13 protein-coding genes are annotated in these 15,559 nt (G+C 70.7%); 3 read left to right on the top strand and 10 right to left on the bottom strand.

The genetic code is table 11. From position 1 onward, the window contains the following. Positions 1 to 13: 13 nt before the first annotated feature. Genes ACIPJY_RS15715 through iolC form a run of 9 tightly spaced genes read right to left on the bottom strand, consistent with a single transcriptional unit; the run spans position 14 to position 10,423 of the window. Positions 14 to 1,141 (bottom strand): transaldolase family protein, encoded by a 1,128-nt coding sequence (locus tag ACIPJY_RS15715; protein ID WP_400465539.1) that lies wholly within the window; start codon positions 1,139 to 1,141, stop codon positions 14 to 16. After that, on the bottom strand, positions 1,138 to 2,007 hold the full coding sequence (locus tag ACIPJY_RS15710; protein WP_400465537.1) for a sugar phosphate isomerase/epimerase family protein: 870 nt from the start codon (positions 2,005 to 2,007) through the stop codon (positions 1,138 to 1,140). Before ACIPJY_RS15710 ends, ACIPJY_RS15715 begins: the two co-directional genes overlap by 4 nt. Beyond that, the gene (locus tag ACIPJY_RS15705; RefSeq protein ID WP_400465534.1) at positions 2,007 to 3,059 is read right to left on the bottom strand and encodes a Gfo/Idh/MocA family protein; all 1,053 of its coding nucleotides are present in this window, start codon (positions 3,057 to 3,059) and stop codon (positions 2,007 to 2,009) included. Before ACIPJY_RS15705 ends, ACIPJY_RS15710 begins: the two co-directional genes overlap by 1 nt. A 40-nt stretch (positions 3,060 to 3,099) precedes the next feature. Next, positions 3,100 to 4,053 (bottom strand): sugar phosphate isomerase/epimerase family protein, encoded by a 954-nt coding sequence (locus ACIPJY_RS15700; RefSeq protein ID WP_400465531.1) that lies wholly within the window; start codon positions 4,051 to 4,053, stop codon positions 3,100 to 3,102. Positions 4,054 to 4,107: 54 nt separating this feature from the next. Then, entirely contained in the window at positions 4,108 to 5,997 is a 1,890-nt protein-coding gene (gene iolD, locus ACIPJY_RS15695; RefSeq protein ID WP_400465898.1) for a 3D-(3,5/4)-trihydroxycyclohexane-1,2-dione acylhydrolase (decyclizing), read from the bottom strand. Between the two features lie 17 nt (positions 5,998 to 6,014). Next, entirely contained in the window at positions 6,015 to 6,926 is a 912-nt protein-coding gene (gene iolB, locus ACIPJY_RS15690; RefSeq protein WP_400465528.1) for a 5-deoxy-glucuronate isomerase, read from the bottom strand. A 14-nt stretch (positions 6,927 to 6,940) separates the two neighbouring features. Further along, a complete protein-coding gene (locus ACIPJY_RS15685; RefSeq protein WP_400465525.1) occupies positions 6,941 to 8,452 on the bottom strand; it encodes a CoA-acylating methylmalonate-semialdehyde dehydrogenase in 1,512 nt (503 codons plus the stop codon). Next, positions 8,449 to 9,438 carry a class I fructose-bisphosphate aldolase gene (locus ACIPJY_RS15680; RefSeq protein ID WP_400465522.1) on the bottom strand — a complete coding sequence of 330 codons (990 nt, stop codon included), beginning with the start codon at positions 9,436 to 9,438 and terminating at the stop codon, positions 8,449 to 8,451. Before ACIPJY_RS15680 ends, ACIPJY_RS15685 begins: the two co-directional genes overlap by 4 nt. Next, a complete protein-coding gene (iolC, locus tag ACIPJY_RS15675; RefSeq protein WP_400465520.1) occupies positions 9,431 to 10,423 on the bottom strand; it encodes a 5-dehydro-2-deoxygluconokinase in 993 nt (330 codons plus the stop codon). The genes ACIPJY_RS15680 and iolC overlap by 8 nt, the downstream gene beginning before the upstream one ends. 134 nt (positions 10,424 to 10,557) lie before the next feature. Here iolC and ACIPJY_RS15670 point away from each other — a divergent pair, with 134 nt between their 5' ends. Then, a complete protein-coding gene (locus tag ACIPJY_RS15670; protein ID WP_400465517.1) occupies positions 10,558 to 11,808 on the top strand; it encodes a DNA recombination protein RmuC in 1,251 nt (416 codons plus the stop codon). A 189-nt stretch (positions 11,809 to 11,997) separates the two neighbouring features. Here the strand turns inward: ACIPJY_RS15670 and glpX are convergent, their stop codons facing one another. After that, a complete protein-coding gene (gene glpX, locus ACIPJY_RS15665; RefSeq protein WP_123654181.1) occupies positions 11,998 to 12,987 on the bottom strand; it encodes a class II fructose-bisphosphatase in 990 nt (329 codons plus the stop codon). A 91-nt stretch (positions 12,988 to 13,078) separates the two neighbouring features. Here glpX and fbaA point away from each other — a divergent pair, with 91 nt between their 5' ends. Both fbaA and ACIPJY_RS15655 read left to right on the top strand, forming a co-directional pair. Continuing rightward, positions 13,079 to 14,107 carry a class II fructose-bisphosphate aldolase gene (fbaA, locus tag ACIPJY_RS15660; RefSeq protein ID WP_400465513.1) on the top strand — a complete coding sequence of 343 codons (1,029 nt, stop codon included), beginning with the start codon at positions 13,079 to 13,081 and terminating at the stop codon, positions 14,105 to 14,107. Positions 14,108 to 14,285: 178 nt separating this feature from the next. Then, positions 14,286 to 15,548 carry a M18 family aminopeptidase gene (locus tag ACIPJY_RS15655; protein ID WP_400465510.1) on the top strand — a complete coding sequence of 421 codons (1,263 nt, stop codon included), beginning with the start codon at positions 14,286 to 14,288 and terminating at the stop codon, positions 15,546 to 15,548. Positions 15,549 to 15,559: the final 11 nt, after the last annotated feature.

Raw genomic sequence — 15,559 nt, 5'->3', positions numbered from 1 at the left:
GGGCGCGCGCTGCCTAGACGGCGGGCACGATGATGTCGCGCACCAGCGCGTCGAGCTGTGCGTCCGCGTCGAGGAACTGGCGGAGTGTCGTGACCGTTGCGCCGAACCGCTCGAACTCGTCGATGGTCATGCCGTCCACGTCGTAGCCCCGGGCGAACTCCGGCGTCGCCTTCCGCAGCGCGTCGAGCACGTGCGCGGGGACCTCGTCGTCGATCGCGTCCGGACGGAACGGGACGGCGTTCGCGTTGATGTCCTTCGACCACTGGAACGGCGGGGAGACGACGAGGTCGCCGCCCTGGAACTCGGACCACTGCAGGGCGTTGCGGAAGGCGGCGACGAGCACGCGCGAGCGGAAGCCGCGCTCCCGGAAGACCCGGTACGCGTTCTTCACGGCGGCGACACCCGCCCACTCGAGGTACCCGGGGTCGATCATGACGTGGTCCCGCTTGACGACGGTCTTCAGCCAGTCGTCGAGACGGCCGGCCATCAGCGTCACCACGTGGCCGAACTCCTGCTCCGGCAGCCCGTCGGCGGCACGGCGGTCGAGCGCGCGCTCGATCGCCTCACCGACGGCGACGACCTGCGCGACCGAGAAGGACACGGTGGCGTTGATCGACACCCCGCGGTAGGCGGCTTCCTCGATCGCGGCGATGCCCGTCTTCGTCGCGGGGATCTTCACGATGATGTTCGGCGCGAGCTGCGAGAAGCGGACGGCCTGCTCGACGAGGGCGTCCTGGTCGCGGTGGAAGCGCGGGTCGGTCTGCATCGAGAGGCGCCCGTTGCGACCGCCCGACGCCTCGAACGCGGGCAGCAGCTGCGCGGCCGCGGCGATCGAGAGCTCCTCGACGGCCTTCCACCCGATCCAGGACTCCCCCGCCGTCGGGTGTTCGGCCGCGATCTGCCGGATGCGCGGGACCCAGGTCTCCGGGTCCTGCTTGATGCACGTGTAGGCGATGACCGGGTTGCACGTCGCGCCGACGGCACCGTACTCGGAGATCGCCGTCGCGAGCTCCCGCGGGTCGGCGGAGTCGTTCCACAGCGCGGTCGGGGTCTGCTCCGCTGCCTGACGCGTGACGGGGCGGACGTCGGTTCCGGCGGTGACCGGAGTGTCGAGTGCCGTCTTGATCGGTGCAGCGGTCATCGGTGCAGTCCCTTCGTGATCGTGTCGAGCTGGAAGCGCGAGACCTCGTCGGCGTTCTCGTCCTCGGCGAAGACGCTCGACACCGCGACGGTGTCCTCGCGTGCGCTGAACCCGACACGGTCGAGCGCTGCCCAGAACCGGTCGAAGTCGACGTCGCCCTGGCCCACCGGCAGGTGCTGGTGGACACGGACCGCGTTGCCCGGCGGGTTGGTGATGTAGCGGAGCCCGTGCGAGCGGTTGTGGTCGAAGGCGTCCGCGATGTGGACCAGCTGGAGCGAGTCACCGGCGGCGTCGATGATCGCGTCCATGTCCCCGCCGTAGTGGAACGTGTGGCAGGCGACGTAGACGAAGCCGATGTGCTTCGAGTTGAGGCCGCGGATCACGCGGAGTGCCTCGAGGCCGTCCTCGACGAAGTCGTCGGGGTGCGGGTCGATCAGGACGCGGAGGTCGGCGTCCTCGATGATCGGCAGGAGTTCCTCCATGGCCCAGTAGAACTGCGCCTCGGACTCCTCGGCGCGCTCGGGTCGACCGGAGAACTCGGTGTTGATGGTGTCCACGCCGAGGCGCTTCGTGATCTCGATGACCCGCTTCCACTGCTTGACCGCGGTCTCGCGGGTCTCGCGGTCCGGACCGGACCAGCGGAGCACCGGCAGCACGCTCGCCACCTGGACGCCGGCGTCGGTGCACGCCGCCGCGAAGGCGTCGACGAGGTCGTCGTCGGCCTTCGGGTGCCGGAAGAACGGGATGAAGTCCCGGTGCGGGGTGAGCTGGAGGTACTCGTACCCGAGGTCGGCGACCTTCCGCGGGAACTCCAGCAGCGAGAGGTCGTGGTGGAACGGGGTGGGATCGAGGGCGATCTTCGGCATCAGGCCCCCGCGAGCGCGCTCGCGCCGGCGTCGTAGAACGCGGGCTTCGCGGTGGCGTACGTCACGGACTCGAGCGCACCGGACTGCTGCGCACGTACCGCGACCTCGGCGACGACGGACGCCGTGTAGCCGTCCCAGGCGCTCGGACCGTCGATGCCGCCGTGCTTCGCGGCGTCCACCCAGCGCTGCACCTCTTCGTCGTAGGCGTCACCGAAGCGCTCCACGAACGACGGCGTGACGCCCTGGCCGGACACGCCCTGCGACACCAGGGTGAGCGAGGTCTCGCGACCGATGTACGCGACGCCGGACTCGAAGACCGCGTCGGTCGTCACCTGGTAGCCGAACTGGGCGTTCACGTTGATCTCGACGATCGCCATGGTGCCGGACTCGGTGGTGAACAGGACGAACTGCGGCTCGGGCAGGTCGGCCGGCGCCAGGGAGTTCTGCCGCGGCTTCTTGACCTCGACGCTCGTGATCGCCTCGCCGGTGATGAACGGGATGATGTCGATCTCGTGGATCACCGAGTCGTGGATGAGCATCGACTCGCTGAAGTTCGGCGGGGTCGTCGGGTTCCGGTGTGCGTGGTGCAGCGCGAGGAGGGCGCCGTTCGAGCCGCTCTCGCGGAGCGCCTTGAGCTCCTGGTACCCCTTGTCGAAGCGGCGCATGAAGCCGACCTGGATCTTCGGGCGGTCCGACGTGGCCTGCTCGAGCTCGACGATGCGCAGGGAGTCCTCGGCGCTCGTCGTGAGGGGCTTCTCGCAGAGGACCGCGAGCCCCCGCTCGATCGCGGGCACCAGGACGGGCTCGTGCAGGAAGCCCGGGGTCGCGACGATGACCGCGTCGATCGGGGTGGCGTCGAGCGCTGCCTCGAACGAGGCCGCGGTGATCGCGCCGGGGGCGTTCGCGGCGGCCGCGGTGGCGCGCGCGGTGTCCGGGTCGACGATCGCGACGACGTCGGCGCCGGCGATGGTCGATGTGATGCGACGGATGTGGTCGCTGCCCATAGCGCCGGCGCCGACGACGGCGACGCGGAGGTTGTCAGTGGTGCTCATGGTGTGCTCCTGCGGTGGTGGACTGCTGCTGGGGGTCGGTTCAGGACGCGCGCGCGGCGGACGTCGAACCGAGGATGTGCTGGAACGTGCGGTCCGCGATCGGTCCGGGTGCGTCGACCGAGCAGCCGTACATGTCCTGCTCGACGATGCCGAACACGTCCGGGTTGATCGCGGCGACGGCCTCGATGATCGGCGCGAGCGCGGGCACGCCGTGCGGGGGCTCGGTCATGATGCCCTGGGAGACGGCGGTGGCGAACGGCACGTCGTTCTTCAGCACGTCGAACAGCAGGTCGGTGTCCACCTGCTTGAGGTGCAGGTACCCGATGCGCTCGGGGTGCTCCGCGATCAGCTTGAGGTTGTCGCCGCCGTAGTACGCGAAGTGGCCGGTGTCGAGACAGAGGTTCGTGTAGGCCGGGTTCGTGACCTCGAGGAAGCGCACGGTCTCCTTGTACGTCCCCACGTGGCTGTCGGCGTGCGTGTGGAACTGCTGGTGGACGCCGTACTCCTCGAGCAGGGCCTTGCCGAGCTGGTCGTGGCCCGTGCCGAGGCGCTCCCACTGCTCGTCCGTCAGCGTCCGCGACTCGAGGACCTCTTCGGTGGCGTCCGAGCGCCAGAGGTCCGGGATCGTCACGAGGTGCTCGGCACCGAGCGCCGACGCGAGACCGGCGACCGCGACGGCCTGGTCCCACGCCCGCTGGAACTGGTCCTCGCCCTTGTGGAACCCGGTGAAGACCGTGCCTGCGGAGAGCTGCAGCCCGCGGGACTCCAGCTCGTCGGAGAGCTGCGCGGGGTCGGTCGGCAGGTACCCGTACGGGCCGAGCTCGATCCACTTGTAGCCCGCCGCGGTGGCCTCGTCGAGGAAGCGCTGCCACGGGACCTGCTTCGGGTCGTCCGGGAACCAGACGCCCCACGAGTCCGGCGCGGTGCCGATGCGGATGGACGCGGGCGCCGCATCCGTGGACGGGGTGCCGAGGGGGGTGGCGGTGTCGGTCATGACGTCGTCGTCGCTTTCTGCGCGTGTGGTGGGCGGGTCGTTCGGCTGACGGGGTCAGCCGAGCAGTGGACGCTGGCTCGCGACCTGCTGCTCGTACTTCGCACGGGCGGCCTGGGTGCTCGGCAACGTCGAGGTCTGCGCGACCGGGACGTCCCACCAGCCGTCGCCCTCCGGGGCGTAGACCAGCGGGTCCGAGTTGATGTGCACGAGCGTCGTGTGCTCGTTCGCCTTCGCCTGGCGCACCGCGGCCTGCAGGTCCGCGATGGCGTCCGGTCCGGGCTGGACCTCGATCACGTCGACGCCGTAGGAGCGGGCGTTCGCCGCCAGGTCGACGGGCAGGGGCTCGCCGTTCTCGAAGGACTCGGTCTCGTCGAGGTAGCGGTACTTCGTGCCGAAGCGCTCCGACCCGACGGTCTCCGAGAGGTGCCCGATCGACGCGTACCCGTGGTTCTGGATGAGCACGACGATGATCTTGATGCCCTCGGCCACGGCCGTCACGAGCTCGGTGTGCAGCATCAGGTACGAGCCGTCACCGACCAGCACGATGGCGTCCCGGTCGGGTGCACCGCGGCGGACGCCGATGCCGCCGGCGATCTCGTAGCCCATGCACGAGAAGGCGTACTCCACGTGGTAGCCGAGCTCGTCGCGCACGCGCCAGAGCTTGTGCAGGTCGCCGGGGAGCGAACCGGCCGCCTGGATGACGACGTCGCGGGGATCCGACACGGCCTGGACCGCGCCGATGATCTCCGGCTGCCCGGGCAGGGCGTTCCCGGACGGTGCGAACGCGGCGTCCACCTGGGCGTCCCAGTCCTGCTTCAACGCGGCGATCTCGGCGGCGTAGGCCGCGTCCACAGCCCATGCCGCACCGGACGCGAGCGACGCGGTCAACGCGACCAGGGCCTCCCGTGCGTCTGCCACCACCGGCAGCTGCGTGCCGTGCTTGTAGGCGTCGAACGCGGCGACGTTGACGTTCACGAACGTGACGTCCGGGTTCTGGAACGCGGTCCGCGATGCCGTGGTGAAGTCGCTGTAGCGGGTGCCGATGCCGATCACGACGTCCGCGGAGGCGGCGATCGCGTTGGCCGCGGCCGTGCCGGTCGCGCCGATGCCGCCGAGGTACTGCGGGTGGTCCCAGACCAGCGACCCGCCACCGGCCTGCGAGGTGCCGACCGGGATGCCGGTCGCCTCGACGAAGGCGGCGAGCTCGGCGGCGGCGTCCGAGTAGAGCACACCGCCACCGGCGACGATGACCGGGCGGTCCGCGTTCCGGATCGCCGCGACCGCACGGGCCAGCGGGCCGTGCTCCGGCAGCGGACGGCGGATGTGCCACTCGCGCGGCTGCAGGAACGCGACGGGCACGTCGAGTTCCTCGGCCTGCACGTCCTCCGGCAGGGCGATGGTGACCGCGCCGGTCTCGGCGGGGTCGGTGAGCACCCGCATCGCGGCGAGCGCGATCGAGAACAGCTGCTCCGGACGCTCGACGCGGTCGAAGAAGCGGGACAGCGGACGGAACGCGTCGGTGACCTGGATCGAGGTGTCGTGCGGCATCTCGATCTGCTGCAGCACCGGGTCGGTGGTGCGCGTGGCGAACGTGTCGGACGGCAGGAGCAGCGCCGGCAGTCGGTTCGTCGTCGCGAGCGCGGCCGCGGTGAGCATGTTCGCGGCACCCGGCCCGACCGAGGCCGTCGCGGCGAACGTCGCACGGCGGCGGTGCATGCGTGCGAACCCGACGGCCTCGTGCACCATCGCCTGCTCGTTGCGGGCCTGGTGGTACGGCAGGAGACCGGGCTGCTCGACGTGGAGCTGCTTGATCGCCTGGCCGAGACCGGCGACGTTGCCGTGCCCGAAGATGCCGAAGATCCCCGGGATCGTGCGTTCGCGGAGGTCCCCGTCGACGGTCCACTGGTTGGCGAGGAACTCGACGAGTGCCTGGCCGACCGTCATGCGTCGTGTGGCGTTCGTCACACGTCCTCCTTCTGCGGTTCGTAGGGCAGGCGCGAGTCGAGCGTCTCGCTCGCCCACACCTGGCGGACCCAGCCGTGCGCCGGGTCGTCGGTGATGTTCCACACGCGCTCCGGGTCGGGTCCGGCCATCACGTTGAGGTAGTACATGTCGTAGCCGGGGGCAGCGACGGCGGGCCCGTGCCATCCGTACGGCACCAGGGCGATGTCGCCGGTACGGACCTGGCGGAACTCGTCGATCGCGCGGTCGTCCGAGGCGTACGTCCGGTGCAGCGCGAACGGGTCAGCGTTCTCCGGGGCGACCGACTCGGCCCCGCGGGTCACCGCGGACTCGTAGTAGTAGATCTCCTCGAGGTTCGACTCTTCCCCGGGGACGTTCGTGTCGTGCTTGTGGGGCGGGTACGACGACCAGTTGCCGGCCGGCGTGATCACCTCGCACACGATGAACTTGACCGCGTCGAGTGCCGCAGGGGTCCCGAAGTTGTGCACCTGCCGGCTCGACTGGCCGGCACCGCGGAGCTCGACGGGGACGTCCTGCCGGGGCAGGTACGTGGTGGGCTTGACGGTGTCGGTGGGCGCTTCCGCGACCGCCACCCGACCGGTGCCGGTGATGCTGGCCGCCGTTCCGGACCCCAGGTAGAGGACGTCGGTCGGGCCGTCGAAGACGCTGGCGCGTCCGTCGAGCAACTGCACGCCGCCGTCGTGGGTCACGGTGAAGCTGCCGGCCAGCGGCACGACGATGCGCTCCACCGCTGCGGCGTCCAGCGCGAGCGACCCGCCGTCGGACAGGGCACCGATCCGCAGACCGGTGTGTGCCCAGCCGTCGATGCGGCCGTCGACCACGTCCGTCCAGCCTGCGTCCGGGCGGCTGCCCGCCGGGACGAACCAGTCCTCGTGCTGCTCCTTGGTCATCGCTGCCGTCCGGATCAGTTGTTCGAGGGGAAGCCGAGGTTGATGCCGCCGTGCGACGGGTCGAGCCACCGGCTCGTGATCGCCTTCTGCCGGGTGAAGAAGCTCACGCCGTCCGCGCCGTACGCCTTGTGGTCGCCGAACAGCGAGTTCTTCCAGCCACCGAACGAGTAGTAGGCGACCGGGACCGGGATCGGGACGTTGATGCCGATCATGCCGACCTGCACGTCCCGCTGGAACCGGCGGGCAGCGCCGCCGTCGTTCGTGAAGATGGCGGTGCCGTTGCCGAACGCACCGCTGTTGATGAGCTCGAGGCCCTCTTCGTAGGTCGCCACGCGGACGACGCTCAGCACCGGGCCGAAGATCTCCTCGGTGTAGACGCGGCTGGTGGTCGGTACCTGGTCGATCAGGGTCGGGCCGAGCCAGAAGCCGTTCTCGTCGCCGTCGGGCTGCACGTCGCGACCGTCGACCACGACCACCGCGCCGTCCTGCGCGGCGACCTCGATGTAGGAGGCGACCTTGTCGCGGTGCTGCTTCGTGACGAGCGGGCCCATGTCGCACCCGCGACGACCGTCGCCGATGCGCAGCGTGGCCGCGCGCTCGGTGATCTTCTCGATGAGTGCGTCGGCGACGGGCTCGACGGCCACGACGACGGAGATCGCCATGCAGCGCTCGCCCGCGGAGCCGAAGCCGGCGTTGATGGCGTTGTCCGCGACGAGGTCGAGGTCGGCGTCCGGGAGCACGAGCATGTGGTTCTTCGCGCCGCCGAGGGCCTGCACGCGCTTGCCGTGCTTCGTGCCGGTCTCGTAGACGTACTGCGCGATCGGGGTGGACCCGACGAACGAGATCGACTCGACGTCGGGGCTGGTGAGGAGCCCGTCGACGGAGCGCTTGTCACCGTTCAGCACGTTGAAGACGCCGTCGGGGAGGCCGGCTTCCTTGAACTTCTCGGCGAGCCAGATCGCGGCGCTCGGGTCCTTCTCGGAGGGCTTCAGCACGACGGTGTTGCCGGCGGCGATCGCGATCGGCAGGAACCACAGCGGGACCATGGCGGGGAAGTTGAACGGGCTGATGATGCCGACGACACCGAGCGGCTGGCGGATCGAGTACACGTCGATGCCGGTCGACACCTGGTCGCTGAACTCGCCCTTGAGCAGCTGCGGGATGCTCGTCGCGAGCTCCACGACCTCTTGTCCGCGGGCGATCTCGCCGAGGGCGTCGTCGATGACCTTGCCGTGCTCGGACGTGATGATCTCGGCGAGCTCGGCCTTGTCGCGGTTCAGGATCTCGCGGAAGGCGAAGAGGATCTGCTGCCGCTTGGCCAGCGACAGGTTGCCCCACGCCGGGAACGCCGCCTTCGCGCTGGCGATGGCCGCCTGGATCTCGTCCTCGTTCGCGAGGGCGACCTGCTTCGTGGCGACGCCGATGGCCGGGTCGTAGACGGGCGCGGTGTCGCCCGAGGTCGACTCGACGCGCTTGCCGTCGATCCAGTGGCCGATCGTCGTGGTGACGGTGTCCGAGATGGTCATGCGTTGGTTCCTTCCGTGACGTGCTGGTTCATCGTCGCGGCTCCAGAGGCGGCCGAGGCGCTGTCGTTCGATTCTGTGGACGACCCGCTGCCGGGTCGTCCGGTGTGGACGAGTCCCGCCGCGACGTCCACCGCGGCGGCGACGTCGCCGTCCGGCGGGTAGAGCAGGGTGCGGCCGACGACGAGGCCGCGGACGCCGGGCAGGGCGAGGGCGTCGGCCCACTTCGCGTAGGTCTCGAGCGGACGGCTCGACGGGTCGCCGCCGAGCAGGAGCGTCGGCAGCGTGGTCGCGGCCATCACCCGCTCCATGTCGTCGACGACCGGGATCTTCAGCCAGCTGTACGCGCTGGTCTCACCGAGGCCCGCGGCGATCGCCATCGAGGTGATCACGGCGTCGGCGGTCAGGTCGTTCACGACCTTCCCGTCCCGCCAGGCGGACATGAACGGTTCGAGCATGATGGGCAGGCCGTGCTCCGCCGCCTCGGTGACCGCACGTGCCGTCGCTTCGAGGGTCGGGGCCGTCCCCGCGTCCGACAGGTTGATGCGGACGAGGAGCTTCGCGAAGTCGAGACCGGCCTGCTGGATCGAACGCGCCGAGTACGCGGTGTAGCGGTCGTCCATCTCGAACGTCGCACCGCGCAGTCCGCCACGGTTCATCGAGCCGACCACGACCTTGTCGTCGAGGGCGCCGAGGAGTGCCAGGTCCTCGAGGATGTCCGGCGTGCCGAGCACCCCGTCCACACCCGGGCGGCCGGTGGCGACGACGAGCCGCTCGAGCAGGTCGTAGCGGTCCGCCATCGCCGACTCGTCGTCGCGGACAGCCAGGGCACCACGTGCCGGGTGGTCGGCGGCGACGATGAAGAGCTTGCCGTCGTCGGCGAGCAGGTCGCGCCGGCGACGACCGTCGAGCGCGGCCCGCACCTGCTCCGGGTGGGCGGCGCGGACGTCCCGCAACCGGGCGAAGTCAGCGTGGCTGATCTCAGGCATCGACGGCCTCCTCCGTGGGGTTCTCCTGCAGGAACGTCTCGATCTCGTCGCTCGTCGGCATCGCCGTGGAGCACTCGAACCGCGTGGCGACGATCGCGCCCGCGGCGTTCGCGAACGCCAGGATGCGCTCGAGGCCCCAGCCCTGCAGCAGACCGTGGGTGAGCGCCCCGCCGAAACCGTCGCCGGAGCCGAGCCCGTTGACGACGTCGATGTGGTGCGGGCGGAGCTCGACGAACTCGTCCCGGGTCTTCGCCAGCACGCCCTTCGGCCCCTGCTTGACGATGGCGATCTCCACCCCGCGCTCGAGCAGGGCGTCGGCGGCGCGGACCGGGTCGGTCTCCCCGACCGCGACCTCGCACTCCTCGCGGTTGCCGACGGCGACGGTGGCGTGCTCGAGGGCGACGGCGACCTCACGCGTTGCGGCCTCCGGCGAGGACCAGAACATCGAGCGGTAGTCCAGGTCGAGCACGGTGTGGACCTTGGTGCTGTGCTCGGACGCGCTCCGTGCAGCGAACGCCGTGTGGTGCGCGCTGCGGCTCGGCTCCTCGCTGAGTCCGGTCACCGTGGTCCAGAAGACCTTCGCGCGCTCGATCTCGTGCAGCGGCAGGGACTTCGCCGTGATCATCAGGTCCGGTGCCTTCGGCGCCCGGTAGAAGTAGAGCGGGAAGTCGTCCGGCGGGAAGATCTCGCAGAATGCGACGGGGGTGTTCAGCCCCTCGACCGTGTCGACGAACGCGTTGGCGACGCCGAACTCCGGGAGCGTGCGGGCGATGTAGCGGCCGAACGGGTCGTTGCCCGTCCTGGTGATGACCGCGGCGTCGGCACCGTGCCGGGCCGCGGCGATCGCGACGTTCGTGGCGCTGCCCCCGACGGACTTCGAGAACGTCTCGACGTCCTCGAGCGGGCCCGTCTGCTGGGGGTAGATGTCGACGCTCACGCGACCCATGGTGATCACGTCGTAGGCGTGGGGAGCTTCGTTCGTCATGCGACGTGCGGGACCTTCCGTGCGGCTTCATCGGCGGACGATCACGACTGTACACCCTCCTTGGCTTAATGTCATGACATGGGTTGGGTCGCCTCCGCCCCGCCGGTGTCGGTGGGTCCTGGGAAGGTCTGGTCATGGACTTCCCCGCCCTGCTCATCGGCCTGCTGATCGGCGCCCTGGCGGGCGCCGCCGTCGCCTGGTCGCTCGCCCGGAGCCGGGCCGGCGCCGCCGCCGCGACGGCCGAGGCGCTCCGCGCGCGTCTGGACGAGGTCCGCCGGGACGCGGACGACCGGTTGGACGCACAGGACACGCAGTACCGCCGACAGGTCGACTCGCTCGAACGGCGCGCGGCCGAGCTCGAGCACCTGGTGCAGCGCATGCACGGCGCCGAGTCGGCCCGCGCACAGGACGAGTCGAAGGTGCTGACGGCGCTCAGCCCGGTCGCGGACACCCTCGACGTGATGCGCGCCAAGATCGCCGAGCTCGAGCGGTCCCGCAGCGAGCAGTACGGCGCGATCGCGACGCAGCTGCGGTCGGCCGCCGAGTCCGGCGAGCGGCTCCGTGCCACCGCGGAGACCCTGGCGAGCGCCCTCTCCGCGAACAACACGCGCGGGGTCTGGGGCGAGACCCAGCTCCGGAACGTGGTCGAGGCCGCGGGGCTCCTGGAACGCGTGGACTTCGACGTGCAGTCCTCCGTGACGACCTCGGCGGGCGCCGCACGCCCCGACATGATCGTGCACCTGCCCGGGGGCAAGAGCATCGCCGTGGACGCGAAGGTGCCGTTCAGCGCCTACCTGCAGGCGATGGAGATCCCGGCGTCGGCCACCGGCGCCGAGGGAGCACGACGCACCCAGCTGATGGCGCAGCACGTCAAGGCCCTGCGGGCGCACGTGGACGCCCTCGCCGCGCGGGAGTACTGGTCCGGGTACGACGCCTCCCCCGAGCTGACCGTGGCGTTCATCCCGTCGGAGTCCCTCATCGCGAGCGCCCTGGCGGCCGATCCGGGGCTGCTCGACCACGCGTTCCGCAAGCGGGTCGCACTGGCCTCGCCGGTCACGCTGTGGTCGGTCCTCAAGACGGTCGCGTTCTCCTGGCAGCAGGACGTCGTCACGGCAGAGGCGCGTGAGCTCTTCCGGGTCTCGCGCGAGCTCTACGGACGCCTGTCGACGATGGCCGGCCACGTGGACAAGCTCGGCCGCGCGATCCGGGGCAGCGTCGTCGACTACAACCGGTTCGTGGGGTCGCTCGAACGGCAGGTCCTGCCGAGTGCCCGGCGGCTGTCGCTCCTCGACGAGTCGAAGGTCATCGCCGCCCCCACCACGATCGAGGACGAACCGCGCCTGCTCACCGCGCCGGAGCTCGTCGGCGCCGACCTGGACGACTAGCGCCGCGACGCGCCCGCGCGCCCCGCGGGCGCGGTGCGGATCGCTCCCGCACAACCGAAACCGAACCGCACCACGCGCTCACGTGGTGCGGTTCGGTTTCGGTTGTGCGAGGCCCACCGGCCGCCGGGCCGCGCCAGCGCGCCGCGCCGGCGCGCCGCCGTGCGCCGCGCGCCGCGCGCCGTCAGCGGATCAGAACCACTTCTCGGCGCGGTGGTCGGCCTGGATGCGGCGGATCGTGTTCGAGCGCGAGCGGAGCACGAGCGAGTCAGTGTGGATGACGCCGCGCGAGCGACGGACACCGTCCACGAGCACACCGTCGGTGACACCCGTCGCGACGAAGAACGTGTTGTCGCCCGTGACCAGGTCGTCCTGGTCCAGGACCTTGTCCAGGTCGTGACCGGCGGCGATCGCGCGCTCGCGCTCCTCGTCGTCCTTGGGCTGCAGCTTGCCGAGGATCACGCCGCCGAGCGCCTTGATCGCGCACGCCGTGATGATGCCCTCCGGGGTGCCACCGACACCGACGCACATGTCGATCGGCGAACCGGGCAGCGCCGCCGCGATCCCACCGGCGACGTCACCGTCGAGCAGCAGCCGGGTCCCGGCACCGGTCGCACGGATCGCGCGGATCAGTTCGTCGTGCCGGGGACGGTCGAGCACGGCGATGACCATGTCCTCGAGGTCCTTGTGCTTCGCCTTCGCCAGCGCCCGGATGTTCTCACCGATCGGCTTCTCGAGGTCCAGGACCCCGCGCCCGTCCGGACCGGCGGCGATCTTGTCCATGTAGAACACGGCCGACGGGTCGTACATCGAGCCACGGTCCGACACGGCCATCACGGAGATCGCGTTCTGCCGGCCCGCGGCGGTCAACGAGGTCCCGTCGATCGGGTCGACCGCGATGTCGCACGCCGGCCCGTGCCCGTTGCCCACGTGCTCGCCGTTGTAGAGCATCGGGGCGTTGTCCTTCTCGCCCTCACCGATGACGACCACACCGTCGAAGTTCACCGTGCCGAGGAACTTCCGCATCGCGTCGACAGCAGCGCCGTCCGCCAGGTTCTTCTCGCCACGCCCGACCCACGGCTGCGCCCGGATCGCCGCTGCCTCCGTCGCACGCACGAGCTCGAGCGCCAGGTTGCGGTCGGGCTGGAGGAACAGGGAGCCGGTCTCAGTGGTGGGAGTCACGCCCGCCAGCCTACCCAGCGGCACCGAGGTCACACACCGGAGCGGCTGACTACGATCGGTTCGGACGCCACCGAAGTCGAAGGAGATCCCAGTGCCCATCGCAACGCCGGAACAGTACGCCGAGATGATCGACCGCGCGAAGGCCGGCAAGTTCGCCTACCCCGCGGTCAACGTGTCCTCGTCGCAGACCATCAACGCGGTCCTGCAGGGCCTCACCGAAGCCGGTTCCGACGGCATCCTGCAGGTGACGACGGGCGGCGCCGACTACTTCGCCGGCCACACCGTCAAGAACCGCGCCGCCGGCGCCCTCGCGATGGCGAAGTTCGCCCACGAGGTCGCCAAGAACTACCCGATCACGGTCGCGCTGCACACGGACCACTGCCCGAAGGACGCCCTCGACGGCTTCGTGCTCCCGCTCATCGCGGCCAGCGAAGAAGAGGTCCGCCACGGCCGCAACCCGATCTTCCAGTCGCACATGTGGGACGGCTCGGCCGTGCCGCTCGACGAGAACATCGAGATCGCCCGCACGATGATCGAGAAGACCCGCAACATCAACGCCATCCTCGAGGTCGAGATCGGCGTCGTCGGCGGCGAGGAGGACGGCGTCGAGCACGAGGGCACGAACGACGCCCTGTACACGACCTCCGGCGACGTCGAGCGGGTCGTCGACGCGCTCGGGCTCGGCGACAAGGGCCGCTGGATCGCCGCGCTGACCTTCGGCAACGTGCACGGCGTCTACAAGCCGGGCAACGTGAAGCTCCGTCCGGAACTCCTCGGCGAGATCCAGGCGGCGGTCGCCGCGAAGCACGGCACGGGCGAGAACCCGCTCGACCTCGTCTTCCACGGCGGCTCCGGCTCGACCGACGCCGAGATCTCCGAGGCCGTCCGCAACGGCGTCATCAAGATGAACATCGACACGGACACGCAGTACGCGTTCACGCGCTCGATCGCCGGCTCGATGTTCACCAACTACGAGGGCGTCCTGAAGATCGACGGCGAGGTCGGCAACAAGAAGCAGTACGACCCGCGCGCCTGGGGCAAGGTCGCCGAGACGGCCATGGCCGCACGCGTCGGCGAGGCCGCGACGATCCTCGGCTCGGCCGGCAACAGCCAGAGCTGACACCGCGCGTTCCCCGAGACGCCGCCGGATCCGCGAGACACCGCGGGTTCCGGCGGCGTCTCGCGTTCACGGCGGCGTCCCGCAGTGGATACGGCGTCGCGCGCTGGCAGGGCGTGCAGGCACCGGCCGGGAGGCCCGGGGCGCGTCCGACGGGTGCGTCGCGTGCCACGATGGTCGGGTGACCGTCGACGCCATCGCCTCCGAGTTCGCCCACTTCGTCACCGAGTCGCCGACGGCGTTCCACGCCGCGGCCGTGACCCGCGACCGGCTGGTCGCCGCCGGCTTCGCCGAGCTGTCCGAACGGGACGCCTGGCCGACCGAGCCCGGTGCGTACGTGGTCGTCCGCGACGGGGCGGTCATCGCGTGGCGTCTGCCCGCCGGCGCCTCGGCGACGACGCCCTTCCGGATCCTGGGCGCACACACCGACTCCCCCGGCTTCCGCATCAAGCCGAACCCGGTCGTCCGTGTGGGCGGCTGGGAGCAGCTGAACGTCGAGGTCTACGGCGGCCCGATCCTGTCCACCTGGTTCGACCGCGACCTGCGCATCGCGGGCCGGGTCGTGCACGCCGACGGCGCCGTCACGCTGCTCGACACCGATGCCGTGGCACGCATCCCGAACCTCGCGATCCACCTGGACCGGGGCGTCAACGCGGGCACCGAGATCGACCGGCAGCGGCACACGATCCCGGTGGTCGGCACGGACGGCACCCTCGACGGCGGTGTCGACGCCCTGGCCTGGCTGCGAGGCCGGGTCGGGGAGACCGCGGTGTCATGGGACCTGTTCCTCGCCGACACGCAGACGCCCGCGCGGGTGGGTATCGACGGATCGTTCCTGGCCTCCGGGCGGATGGACAACCTCACGAGCGTGCACGCCGGTCTCCGGGGCATCATCGACGCGCCGGCCGACGGCGAGCACGTCCCGGTGTTCGCGGCCTTCGACCACGAGGAAGTCGGCTCCGCGACGCCGTCCGGAGCCGGCGGTCCGTTCCTCGAGGACGTCCTCGGCCGCGTGCAGGAGGGCCTCGGCGCGACCCGCTCCGAGGCCGCGCGGGCGTTCCGCGCCTCGTGGCTGCTGTCGAGCGACGCCGGGCACCTGGTGCACCCCAACTACTCGGAGAAGCACGACCCGACCAACCGGCCGCGCCCCGGTGGTGGTCCACTGCTCAAGATCAGCGCGAACCAGCGCTACATGACCGAGGCGAAGGGCGAGGCCGTCTTCGCCGCCGCGTGCGACGCAGCCGGTGTCGCGTTCCAGCCGTTCGTGAACGTCAACACGATCCCCGGCGGCTCGACGATCGGACCGATCGCGGCGACACGACTCGGGATCCCGACGGTCGACATCGGCGTCGGGCTGCTCTCCATGCACTCCGTGCGGGAACTCGTGCACGTCGAGGACCTCGCGGCGCTGCACGGCGCGGTCGCCGCCTTCCTGGCCGGCTGAGGCCCCGGCGG

Source organism: Curtobacterium sp. NPDC090223 (genome assembly GCF_044746585.1).
Lineage (GTDB): Bacteria > Actinomycetota > Actinomycetes > Actinomycetales > Microbacteriaceae > Curtobacterium.
This window is presented reverse-complemented; position numbering and strand designations above follow the sequence as displayed.

Bases quoted from the DNA above. Each gene is read 5' to 3' on its own strand.
- ACIPJY_RS15715 (WP_400465539.1), bottom strand. From the start codon at position 1,141: ATGACCGCTGCACCGATCAAGACGGCACTCGACACTCCGGTCACCGCC.
- ACIPJY_RS15710 (WP_400465537.1), bottom strand. From the start codon at position 2,007: ATGCCGAAGATCGCCCTCGATCCCACCCCGTTCCACCACGACCTCTCG.
- ACIPJY_RS15705 (WP_400465534.1), bottom strand. From the start codon at position 3,059: ATGAGCACCACTGACAACCTCCGCGTCGCCGTCGTCGGCGCCGGCGCT.
- ACIPJY_RS15700 (WP_400465531.1), bottom strand. From the start codon at position 4,053: ATGACCGACACCGCCACCCCCCTCGGCACCCCGTCCACGGATGCGGCG.
- iolD (WP_400465898.1), bottom strand. From the start codon at position 5,997: ATGACGGTCGGCCAGGCACTCGTCGAGTTCCTCGCCAACCAGTGGACC.
- iolB (WP_400465528.1), bottom strand. From the start codon at position 6,926: ATGACCAAGGAGCAGCACGAGGACTGGTTCGTCCCGGCGGGCAGCCGC.
- ACIPJY_RS15685 (WP_400465525.1), bottom strand. From the start codon at position 8,452: ATGACCATCTCGGACACCGTCACCACGACGATCGGCCACTGGATCGAC.
- ACIPJY_RS15680 (WP_400465522.1), bottom strand. From the start codon at position 9,438: ATGCCTGAGATCAGCCACGCTGACTTCGCCCGGTTGCGGGACGTCCGC.
- iolC (WP_400465520.1), bottom strand. From the start codon at position 10,423: ATGACGAACGAAGCTCCCCACGCCTACGACGTGATCACCATGGGTCGC.
- ACIPJY_RS15670 (WP_400465517.1), top strand. From the start codon at position 10,558: ATGGACTTCCCCGCCCTGCTCATCGGCCTGCTGATCGGCGCCCTGGCG.